Annotated in this window: 9 protein-coding genes and 2 tRNA genes; all 11 read right to left on the bottom strand. The window is 33.7% G+C overall.

The window, feature by feature from the left end; translation table 11 throughout:
• Positions 1-112: 112 nt before the first annotated feature.
• The 11 genes from G540_RS0101535 to ligA all read right to left on the bottom strand — a co-directional run bounded on the left by G540_RS0101535 (position 113) and on the right by ligA (position 12262).
• A complete protein-coding gene (locus G540_RS0101535) occupies positions 113-874 on the bottom strand; it encodes a MurR/RpiR family transcriptional regulator (RefSeq protein WP_035463496.1) in 762 nt (253 codons plus the stop codon).
• Between the two features lie 176 nt (positions 875-1050).
• Positions 1051-2358, bottom strand: a complete 1308-nt coding sequence (locus G540_RS0101540; RefSeq protein ID WP_027106574.1) for an APC family permease — start codon at positions 2356-2358, stop codon at positions 1051-1053.
• Positions 2359-2535: 177 nt separating this feature from the next.
• Positions 2536-2607 (bottom strand) — tRNA-Gln (locus G540_RS0101545).
• Positions 2608-2616: 9 nt separating this feature from the next.
• Positions 2617-2697 (bottom strand) — tRNA-Tyr (locus tag G540_RS0101550).
• 234 nt (positions 2698-2931) lie between these two features.
• On the bottom strand, positions 2932-4401 hold the full coding sequence (locus G540_RS0101555; RefSeq protein ID WP_027106575.1) for a peptide MFS transporter: 1470 nt from the start codon (positions 4399-4401) through the stop codon (positions 2932-2934).
• Positions 4402-4761: 360 nt separating this feature from the next.
• Positions 4762-5799 carry a diacylglycerol kinase gene (locus G540_RS0101560; RefSeq protein ID WP_027106576.1) on the bottom strand — a complete coding sequence of 346 codons (1038 nt, stop codon included), beginning with the start codon at positions 5797-5799 and terminating at the stop codon, positions 4762-4764.
• 40 nt (positions 5800-5839) lie between these two features.
• The gene (gatB, locus tag G540_RS0101565; RefSeq protein WP_027106577.1) at positions 5840-7273 is read right to left on the bottom strand and encodes an Asp-tRNA(Asn)/Glu-tRNA(Gln) amidotransferase subunit GatB; all 1434 of its coding nucleotides are present in this window, start codon (positions 7271-7273) and stop codon (positions 5840-5842) included.
• Complete coding sequence (gene gatA, locus G540_RS0101570) at positions 7273-8736, bottom strand: Asp-tRNA(Asn)/Glu-tRNA(Gln) amidotransferase subunit GatA (protein ID WP_027106578.1); 1464 nt, start codon at positions 8734-8736, stop codon at positions 7273-7275. The genes gatB and gatA overlap by 1 nt, the downstream gene beginning before the upstream one ends.
• Before the next feature lie 2 nt (positions 8737-8738).
• A complete protein-coding gene (gene gatC / locus G540_RS0101575) occupies positions 8739-9041 on the bottom strand; it encodes an Asp-tRNA(Asn)/Glu-tRNA(Gln) amidotransferase subunit GatC (protein WP_027106579.1) in 303 nt (100 codons plus the stop codon).
• Between the two features lie 66 nt (positions 9042-9107).
• Positions 9108-10247, bottom strand: a complete 1140-nt coding sequence (locus tag G540_RS0101580) for a CamS family sex pheromone protein (RefSeq protein ID WP_027106580.1) — start codon at positions 10245-10247, stop codon at positions 9108-9110.
• Positions 10244-12262: an NAD-dependent DNA ligase LigA gene (gene ligA, locus G540_RS0101585; protein WP_027106581.1), complete on the bottom strand. Its 2019-nt coding sequence runs from the start codon at positions 12260-12262 to the stop codon at positions 10244-10246. The genes G540_RS0101580 and ligA overlap by 4 nt, the downstream gene beginning before the upstream one ends.
• Positions 12263-12271 lie beyond the last annotated feature (9 nt).

Below are 12271 nucleotides of genomic sequence, written 5' to 3' on the forward strand. Positions count from 1 at the left end.
CAACTATACCAATTACTTTTTACGTTCCATAATTTGTAACTACATCAAAAAAACCTTATTAAAACGCCCTTTTTCGGCAGTTTTAATAAGGTTTTATTTTAAAATTTATACTTTAATTAATAATTCGTTTGTACATTAAAATCTCGATGATAGCAATCATTCCGATCCGTGATGTTACATCAATTCCTTCATAATTAACTTCATCAGCAAATACATAAAAATTCAAATCACTCATATTTTGAATAATATTATTATCTGCTCGTGTAAAAGATACAATTGTCGGTGTTACAATCGCAAAAATACGTTCTAAAGAATTAATCACTCGTTGATTACTACCTGTATAAGATAACACAAGTAACACATCGTTACTTTTAATTCGTTTCAAAATTGAATCAATTTCAAACTCTTCAAATAACATATCAACACTATATCCTACTGAAACTAATAGCCGATAAAAATAATGAGCCACTTCTCGACTAGCACCTTCAACTAAAATATAGACTTTCGGATACTTGCTCATAATCGCGTTAAATTGATCAATTTTATCATCAGTTAAAACTTGCACACCTTCAATAATATTTTTCAAATAACTTTCTTTATAATTTTCATGTTTAACAATATTAGGAATGTTAATTTTACGCGTTGCTTCTTCAGCCTCACGCACGGAATTTACAAACTCTTCATATCCAGAATAACCAATCTTCTTAACAAAACGAAAAACAGTTGTAGTAGATACATAACATTCTGTCGAAAGTTCTCGAATACTCATATTTTTTACTTTATGCATATTTTTTACTACATAATTAAAAATATTCTGTTCTGTTTTAGATAAGCTATTAGTATTCTTACTTGTTATTTCGTAAAAATCTGTCATCTTTTTCACATCCTCTAAGGGGGATTTTTAAGCTGAAGTCAACTAACTATATTATTATAAATTAATATTAAAAGATGTGTCAAATTTAGCTTAAAAAAATCAATTAATAATTAATAACTTTGTCGCTTAAAATGCCCTAAAAAAGCAGAAAACCATTTTGGTTTCCTGCCAACTGTTTATTTAGCTACTGTTTTAGTTTTTTTATTTTTAAAGTAACGATAAATGAAATAAAATGCCACACAGACTACAATTGTCGTCACCCCAAAGATAATAACTTTTTGTGTAAAGTTCATTAACATATAGACACAAATTAAAAGTGATAATATTGGGAATGTATATCCTAACGGAAGATTAAATCCATCCGTGGCTGTTTTTGGATCTTTTTGTTTTTTCTTAACTTTCATAGCTGCAAATGAAGTTACAACATATTGAACTAAAGAAATAAAGACTGTACATGGTACTAAGAATAAATAATCACCACTCAAGAATAACAATGCACAAATACATGTTGTGAGAATCACCGCTACCCAAGGTGTTCCTGATTTTGTAATTTTACCAAAGAAAGCTGGTAACAATTGATGTTCACGTGCTAATGAAGAAGCAATATAAGGTGTACTATATGACAAGGAAATTGCTACCCCAAGGATTGAACCTAAAATACCAATACTCATAATCATTCGTCCAATATGACCATATTTTTCAGCAAAAGCAAAAGCTAATGGACTTTCATTATGAACAATTTCTGGTCCTAAAACACCAATAGCTACAATCATGGTAATCATATAAATCACACCAACTGAAATGATAACAGCTAATAAAATCCGTGGTAAGTTTTTCTTAGGATTTTCCATTTTAGTTGCAGCGACTGGTAAAAATGAAAAACCAGCAAACATATAGAAAATCAAATTAAAAGCACTATTATAATCTTTCAAACTATGTGTCACCGGTTGGCTAAAGTTCATCATCTTAATAAAGAATAGCCCCCCAATCACAAAAGTAATCAAAGCCCCGATTTTCATAACTGTAGCAATATTATTAGCATATTTCGAAACTTGGTTCCCCATAATTCCCACAACTGTTAATCCTAAAATAATTGCCAAACCAGTTGCTTTATATAAAAATGGATCACTTAATTGTGGAACCATTAACTTCAAGGCCGTTAAAAAGGCTGCCGTTTCCGCAGAAATTGTAACTACCCCTTGTAACCAAATAAAGAGCCCCACTTCAAAACCAGCAAACTCTCCAAATTGATCATATGCATATAACCAAGCTGCACCATTCCCAGTAGAACGACTAGCAAGTTCAGCATAACTTAAAGTTAAGACCAATGCTGCTAAAGCACAAAAGAAGATCACAGCAACACTCCAAATACCAGATAGAGCGTACATTTTACTTGGTAAAAGAAAAATCCCTGATCCGATAATCCCATTGACACCAAGTAAATAAACTGAAATAAAACCAAGTTTTTTATTTGAATTTCCCAATTTTTTCACCTACTTAAATTTAATTCTCCAGACTTAATATTCTTATTTGTTTTATGTATAATCACTTGCTTTAAACAGAATAAGAACATCCTTAAGAGTAACTATAATATAACACTATCGAAAAAAAAAAGGAACTAACTTGTCTTCACAAGTTAGTTCCTTTAATCGTTTATTTGATTGGGGTAGCTGGATTCGAACCAGCGCATGACGGTACCAAAAACCGTTGCCTTACCGCTTGGCTATACCCCATTAAACCAATGGAAGGGAGTGGATTCGAACCACCGAACCCGAAGGAGCGGATTTACAGTCCGCCGCGTTTAGCCACTTCGCTACCCTTCCATGTACCAATAAGGTGTTATCCCTCATCGACTACATTAGTATAATCGATTTTTTTAAACATTGCAACCCCTTTTTGTAATTTTTTTCAAAAAAATTTTAAGCTAGTTAACAAACAGCATAAAACCTGATTAAATCAACCTTTTATCTATTTTTTAAACCCTTAAAAAAACAAAAAGAGCAATAATCTAATTGATTATTGCTCTATATTTTTGAATTAAATTAGTAATTAACTTTTTAGTTAATACCACCCATTAATTTCTTAATCTTAGGTACCATTAATAAAAGAATTAAACCAAAGGCAATTGTAATACCACCAACAATACCGAAGTACATAACTTCTGTTTGTTTTGTATAAAGACGTACAATTTGCGCATTTATAGCTTGAGCTACCGCATCACCTAAGAACCATACACTCATTAATTGAGCTTGGAAAACTTTAGGAGCTAATTTAGTTGTAACTGATAAACCGATTGGTGAAATTAACATTTCCCCAATGATTACTAAAGCCCAACTTACAAGTAAGAATAATGGACTTACTAAAGTATTTGTACCATGAACTAAACCAGGAACCATCATCCAAACAAATGATGCACCGGCAAAGAATAAACCGAAAGCAAATTTAGTTGGTGATGAAGGTTGTTTTTTACCCATTTTTGTCCATAATGCTGTAAAGATTGGCACATAGATCATAATGAATAATGGGTTAGCACTTTGGAACCAACTAGCTGGGAAGGCATGGCCTGCAACAGCTAAACGTGTTTGTTCTTCAGCAAAGAATGCTAAGATAATTGAACCTTGTTCTTCGATTGACCAGAATAAAACTGATGCAATAAATAAAAGAACATATGCCCACACGCGTGAACGTTCAACTTCATTAATCTTACGACTTGTTAACATCATTGTGAAGTAGTAGATAGGAATTGCCACAGCAATAACTGTTACTAATGTAATAACACCTTCTAATGTTAAGACATTAAACATACCCATAATAACTAATACTAAAGCTAAAATAGCAACTGCAATCGCAGCTTTCACAAGAATTTTCTTTAAATCTTTTGGTTCAATTGGATCTGTTGGATATAAACTATCTTTTGATAAGTGTTTTTTACCATCAAAGTAGTATTGGATTAAACCAAAGAACATACCAACGGCAGCCAATGAGAAACCTAAGTGGAAGTTAACTTCTTGTCCTAAATAACCAACTAATAATGGTGCGGCAAATGAACCAACATTAATACCGAAAACAAAGATGTTAAAACCAGCATCACGACGAACGTCATCTTTCTTATAAAGACCACCAACCATTTCAGAAACATTTGGTTTTAATAAACCTGTTCCGATAATGATAAAGAAGATTGATAAGAACAATGCCATTTTTCCAAACGGTGTAGCCAAAATAATATGACCAATCATAATTAAAATACCACCGATGAAAACAGTCTTACGACTACCTAACAAACGGTCACTAACAAATCCACCAAGTACACCTGATAAATAAACAAGTGAACCATAGATTGCCATAATAGACGCAGCTGTTGCTTTGTCCATACCTAAACCACCGTCTGCTACTGAGAAGTACATATAGAATAGCAAGATTGCACGCATTCCATAATAACTAAATCTTTCCCACATTTCTGTGAAGAAAAGGGTTGCTAAACCACGAGGATGTCCTAAAAACGCAGTATCCTTTGAGTCATTACCCATTAATAAATTCCTCCAAACTTATGTATTCTTATTTTTATAAGAATTATCTTTTGCTATTTTCCTCGAAAAAATATATTCATAATCAGTTCCATCCCTAATTTTACTTAAGAATTTATCTCATCATGCTATATTAGTTACCAACAAACCTTAAACCGACTTTTTAATGATTAAACATTCATTAGCATCCTAAGAAAAAAATGATAATAGTATTATAGCACTTTTACTTATCAAAATTCAAGGTTCACTCATCAATTCCTTGATTTTACTTGCTTATTTTGGTTATTTATATAAAAAAAAGAAGCTCAATATCAACTTTGGATATCAAACTTCTTCTTTTTAAAATCAAAACTAATGAATTACTTACTCTTTTCTCATTTTAATCATACCATCATCAGTTACACCTTGTTGTGACAAATCTTCTACACCTTGCACAAAATAATCTTTTGCTTCTTGGACATCTGGATTCATCTTTCTTTGCATATCTGGAATAGCTTTAACATTTGCGAAAATTTCAATATGTTGTTTTAAATTAGTGAATTCCATTGGTGCATCTCCACCGTATTCACCATCAATATTAATCATTAACTTTTCATCATTTTGAATTGGTTTAGCAATTAGTTTCGTTGTTTTTGTATAAATAATCCGATCATCATCAACATGTTTACCGCCATTTAAGACCATTGTTAAAAGCTGTAACATCTCAACAACATTACTTGGCTTAACAATAATCAAAGTAAACTTACCATCATCTAAAGATGCGTCCGGAACAATTTGTTCAAAACCACCGATGGAATTGGTTAAAGCTAATAAAAACATGGATGCCTTACCATCATAAACGCCTTCATCATACTCTAAATGCATATCGATCGGCTTCATCCGTGGTAAAATTTCTGCACCTTTAATTAAATAAGCTAAATAACCAAATAATGATTTAACTCGAGATGGCACACCATATGTTAATTCCGTTAAGGAACCACCACCAGCAATATTAACAAAATAAGCTTGATTCGCTAATCCAATATCAATTTTAAATGTATCACCTTGCGCAATAAATTTAGCTGCTGCTACTGGATCTTCACGCGGGATTTTCAAAGCGCGCGCATAATCATTCGTCGTTCCAGCAGGAATGATACCTAATTTTGGTCGTTGTTCTAAAGGAGCAATCCCATTCACAACTTCATTAATTGTTCCATCTCCACCAGCAGCTACAATCACATCAAATCCAGCTAAAGCTGCGCGACGAGCTTCATTTTGAGCTGAATTAGGTTCAGGTGTCGTTGCAAATGCACTTGTTTCATATCCAGCTGCTTCTAAAATATTTAAAATTTCAACCAAATCATTTTTCATTGCTTCTCTACCTGAAGTAGGATTGTAAATAATTCGACAACGTTTTTGCATTTGATTTCTCCCCATCATCATAAAACTTACAGTTTATGACTTATCTTTGATTCAAACTTGCCATCAATAATTTATTAACCATTTTCGGATTGGCCATACCACGTGTTTGTTTCATAATTTGACCAACTAAGAAACCAACCGCACGATCTTTACCATTTTTGAAATCTTCAATAGATTGTTCATTATTATCTAAAATTTCATCAATAATTGGTTGTAATTTAGCAGGATCAGATAATTGAACCATACCTTTTTCTTCAACCCAAGCTTGTGGATCAGTATCGTTAGTAATAATTTCTTTAAAGACTTTTTTAGCAATCTTAGAAGAAATTGTTCCATCAACAATTAATTTAATCATCGTTGCTAAATGTTCTGGTGTTAACGCTGTTTCATCTAAAGCCATCTTTTGAGCATTCATATAAGCATTAACTTCACCCATTAACCAGTTAGCTGCTAATTTAGCATCTGCCCCAGCGTTAACTGTTGCATCATAAAAATCGGACATTTCTTTAGTCTGTGTTAAGACACCAGCATCATATTCTGGAATACCCCATTCGTTCACATAACGTGCACGACGTTTATCTGGCATTTCAGGAATTTCACCACGAACTTTTTCAATCCATTCTTCAGAAATATGAATTGGTGGAATATCTGGTTCTGGGAAATAACGATAATCATTAGCTTCTTCTTTTGAACGTAATAAACTTGTTGTGCCAGTAACATCATCGAAACGACGTGTTTCTTGTTGGATTTCTCCACCTGTTAACAAGACTCCTTGTTGACGTTTGGATTCATATTGAATACCTTTACGTACGTGTTCAAAAGAGTTTAAGTTCTTCATTTCTGTTCTGACACCTAATTTATCAGCACCATAAGGACGTACAGAAACGTTAACATCCGCACGCATCGAACCTTCTTCCATTTTCACATCAGAAATACCTGTAAATTGGATAATTTGACGTAATTTAGTTAAATAAGCCACCGCTTCTTCTGGTGAAGATAAATCTGGTTCCGCTACGATTTCAACTAATGGTGTCCCTTGACGATTCAAATCAACATATGAATAGCCATCATCTTTATGAGAGTTCTTACCTGCATCTTCTTCCATATGAATTTCATGGATTCGGACTTTCTTTGTACTACCATCTTCTAAATCAATTTCAACCCAACCATCATGACCGATTGGTGTTTGGAATTGCGTAATTTGGTAAGCTTTTGGATTATCAGGATAAAAATAATTTTTACGATCGTAATGAATATCTTGTTCGATTTCGCAGTTTAAAGCTAAAGCTGCACGCATCGCAAATTCTAAAGCACCCTTATTCACAACTGGTAATACCCCAGGATATCCCCAATCAATTACGTTTGTATTTGTATTTTGTTCAGCACCATATTGAACTGGTGATGGTGAATAGGCTTTTGATTTTGTCTGCATTTCAATATGGACTTCTAAGCCGACTGTTGTTTCAAAATTCATTAAGCTTGACCTCCAATCACAGGAATTTCTTTGTGGAAGGAAGTAGCTTGTTCAAAAGCATATCCTGCCCGATATAATGTTTGTTCAGCAAATTGTGGGGCGATTAATTGTAAACCAATTGGTAATCCTTGTGAGAAACCAGCTGGAATTGACATCCCTGGTAAACCTGCTAAGTTAGTTGGAATTGTTAAAATATCATTCATATACATTGTTACAGGATCATCGATTTTTTCACCTAAACCATAAGCTACTGTTGGTGCTGTTGGTCCTAAGATTAAATCATAATCTTGATATACTTTAGCGAAATCTTGACAAATTAATGTCCGAACTTGTGCTGCTTTCTTAAAGAATGCATCATATGTTCCGGCAGATAAAGAGAATGTCCCTAACATAATACGACGTTTAACTTCATCACCAAAACCTTGCGAACGTGATTTAACATAAACTTCTTCTAAAGTCTTTACATCAGGTGCACGATAACCATAACGAATTCCATCAAAACGTTCTAAGTTAGATGATGCTTCTGATGAAGCAATAATATAATAAACACCCACACCATATTTACTATGAGGTAAAGAAACTTCCTCTACTTTAGCGCCTAAAGTTTCAAAAGTTGTAATAGCGTTTTTGATAGCTGCTTTAACATCTTCTGCCACACCTTCGCCTAAATATTCTTTAGGAACAGCAATCTTCATTCCTTTAACACCATCAGCGATTCCTTGTGTAAAATCAGGAACTGGTTGTGCAGATGTTGTAAAATCACGTGCATCTTGTCCACTAATTGCATTTAAAACTAAAGCATTATCTTTAACTGTACGTGTAAATGGTCCGATTTGATCTAAACTAGATGCAAACGCAATTAAACCATATCGTGAAACACGACCATAAGTTGGTTTCATACCAACAATACCGTTAAAGGCTGCTGGTTGACGAATAGATCCACCAGTATCAGAGCCTAAACTAGCTAAAACTTCGCCAGAAGCAACTGCTGCTGCAGACCCACCAGAAGAACCACCAGGAACTTTAGTTTGGTCCCATGCATTTTTAGTTTTCTTAAATGCAGATGTTTCTGTGGAACTACCCATCGCAAATTCATCCATGTTTAATTTACCAACATTAATCATTTGCGCAGCTTGTAATTTTTCCATAACAGTTGCATCGTAAATTGGTTCAAAGTTTTCTAACATTTTACTTGCAGCTGTTGTTCTTAAATCTTTAGTTACAATATTATCTTTAATCCCAATTGGAATACCTGCTAATACATTATCAGCGTCAATTCCTTGAGCATCGATTTCACGTGCTGTTTGTAATGCTTTTTCTTCATTTAAAGTTAAAAAAGCGTCCACAACTGGTTCTTTTTCTTTGATGCCAGCGAAAGTTGCTTTTGTTAATTCTTCAGCACTAATTTCTTTATTTACTAAACTAGTATGTAAACTAGCTAAATCATTTTTAAAATAATCCATTATTAAGCATCCTCGCTTCCATCAATAATTGCTGGAACTTTAATGTAACCATCTTCTGATTCAGGTACATTTCTCATTAATAAATCACGATCAGTTCCTTTAACCGCAATATCTTCACGTAAAACATTATGTGCATCAGTCACATGAGTTGTTACTGGAACATCAGTTGTATCAACTTCACTTAATTCTTGCACCATATTAATAATTTCATCCATTTGACCAGTGAATGTTTCTAATTCATTTTCGTTAAATGCAAGTTTTGCTAAACTCGCTACGTGTGCAACTTCTTTTGCACTAATTGCCATTACATTTCCTTCTTTCTATCCAATTTATCTTAATAGTTCTTATTTTAGCATACCTTTTCCAAGTTTTTAATAACTCCCGAAAACATGCGTGTAATAATCATCGCCTCTTTGTTGGTGAGAAACGAAACTTTGGACATTACCATCACTACCACGAACTTTAATATTAAGTGGAACATTCGCTGGTAAGTATTGTTTAGCGGCCCGTGTAATATATTGCGTAAAGCTAATCACTTCAGTTTGGCTATAAAATTGTGTTGTAATATTAATATTTAGTCCTTGTAAAGTTTTTCCTTCATAGTAAGCTTGCGCTGTAACACCCGCTAAGTTCGGGAAAAAGTTTTGGACTTTATTTTTAAAGTTTAAAAATGATTCTTCATCATTATCGTTAGGTACTTTTTTGCCATCAGTTGCTGGAAAGACACAACTTTGATAATCAGTTTCAGTCCATGATCCAAGTTCAGCACCTTTTTTCGAAACTGTATAGGCATAAATAGTTCCTCCGACTAAACTATCTTGTGGTGCTTGTTCAAACATCGCAATAACAATCGGAATATTTTTCGGAACGTCTTTCATTTGACGTAATCGTGCTAAAACTTTGGCCGCTGCAATCCGACCTTCTTGTAACATTTTTTCTTTAGAAATATCTGAAATATATGTTGCACCATATTCTTCTTTTTGATAATAATCTTTACGATTCATCGCAATCCCAATAGTCATGCCTGATAAGACGAGCTTGTCATTATCATCTTTTTGCATATAATCTTGTTCCGAAATAGCTTGCACATACATAGGATTACGTTTTTTCGGATCTTTACTACCATTATCTTTTGGATTAAGTCCTAAAGTATTCTTTTTAGTTTTGCGACCTAACCATTTATAAACCGTACTTTTATTTAAAACTTGACCTTCTTGAAAAATATATTTTTTCGGTGAAAATTCTTGTTTTGAAATATTTAAAAGTCCTCTTTCAAAACTTTGTAAATTCAAAATATTTTCGGAATCTTTCACGAGCACAACACCACGTGATTTACTTGTTAAATAATGACCATCTTCAATCACACCTTGGTATTCACCATCAACATTTCGGCCTGTTGTTTGAAATCCTTTACTTGTTGCAGAACTTGAATTACTCATTGAATCATTCCCACAACCTGCAAATAAAAGCACACTCAAACATAAGCTGAAAACAATGCCTAACTTTTTCACTTGTTTTCCTCCATTTTTGCGATAAATTGCGCTTCATCCATAATATCTAAACCTAAATCTTGAGCTTTTGTTAATTTACTACCAGCACTTTTACCAGCGATTAACAAATTAGTTTTTTTCGAAACACTGCCCGTGACTTTAGCACCTTGTTCTTCTAACCATTTTTTCGCATCAGAACGTTTCATTTGTTCTAAGGTTCCGGTTAAAACAACTGTTAAGCCAGCAAAATAACTCGTTTGTGCCTCAGCTTGAATTTCAGTTAATGTTTTGCCTAAATATTTAAAATTAAGACCTTGTTCTTTCAATTCTTGAATTAAACTTTGCACGTTTGCATCACTAAAATAAGTAACGACACTATCAGCAATCACATCACCAATCCCTGGAATTTCTGCAATTTCTGGTTGCGTTGCTTTCATCAATGTTTCTAAATCTAAAAAGGTTTGTGCTAATATTTTAGCACCTTTTGCCCCAACATGGCGGATTCCCAAACCAAATATAAGCTTTTCTAAAGAATTTTGTCGACTATCTGCAATCGCCGCTAATAAATTTTGGGCTGATTTTTCTTGGAATTTCTCTAATTGTAATAATTCTGCATAATCTAAAGTATATAAATCAGCTACATCACTAATTAGTTTTTCATCATATAAGCGTTCAATAATCTTACCACCTAAACCAGCAATGTTCATCGCATCACGTGACACAAAGTGCGTTAAGCTTTCTTTAATTAATGCCGGACATTTTGGATTAATACATCTTAAAGCTACTTCATCATCTAAGTGAACTAAAAGCGCCTGACATTGTGGGCAATGTGTCGGTACCACATAAGGTTCGCTTGTTTTAGGTCGTTTATCTAATACAACTCGCGCAATTTCCGGAATAATATCCCCTGCTTTATGCAAGAGAACAGTATCTCCTAGCCGAATATCTTTTTCTTGTAGATATTCTGGATTATGCAAGGAAGCTCGTGCGACCATCGACCCCGCTAATAAAACAGGTTCCATCACAGCTGTTGGTGTCACGGCTCCTGTCCGCCCAACTGTCCATTCGATATCTAAAACTTTAGTTTCTTGTTGATCAGGTGGAAATTTATACGCAATAGCCCAACGTGGAACTTTAACTGTATTACCTAATTCACGTTGTAAAGCAAAGTCATTTAATTTTAAAACCACTCCATCAATATCATAAGGTAGTTGCGCACGTTTTGCTTGATATTCATCTAAATAAGCATAAATTTCAGCTTCAGTTGTCACAACTTGATATTCCGGATTCACTTTAAAACCTAATTGTGCTAATTTTTCTAAAGCTTGACTTTGTGTTTTCAAACCTAATTTCTCAGGTTCCATCAAATAATAAATAAAAGTATTTAAATTACGCGCCGCTGTCACACTTGTATCTAATTGACGTAAAGATCCTGCCGCAGCATTTCTTGGATTCGCAAAAATTGCTTGCCCGGCCTCTTCACGTCGTTCATTCAATTGTACAAAAGCCTTTTTAGGCATATAACATTCACCACGAACTTCTAAATCAATTGGTTCTGGTAATGTTAAAGGAATCGCCTGAATCGTTTTTAAGTTTTGAGTAATATCCTCACCAACCATTCCATTACCTCGGGTGGACCCTTTCACAAAAACACCTTTTTCATATGTTAAGGAAATCGCCAAACCATCGATTTTCAATTCACATGTATAAGCTAAATTTTTTGCACCCTGACTTTGATTTTTTAAGATATAACTTTGTAATTCATCTTTTGAAAAAACATCACCTAAAGAAAGCATCGGAATTTGATGCGAAACTTTATTAAAATGCGTTAAAATTTCTCCCCCGACACGTTGCGTTGGTGAATCAGCTGTCACTAAATCAGGATAAGCTGTTTCTAATTCAATCAAACGTTGATATGTTTGATCGTACAAAGCATCTTCAACTGTTGGTTGATCTAAAACATAATATTCATAATTCCATTGTTGTAAATTAGCTTTAATTTGAGCTAATTCAGCTTTAATTGCTTGCTGTTCCATACAACCAAC

It is taken from the genome of Ligilactobacillus ceti DSM 22408 (assembly GCF_000423245.1).
Classification (GTDB): Bacteria; Bacillota; Bacilli; order Lactobacillales; family Lactobacillaceae; genus Ligilactobacillus; species Ligilactobacillus ceti.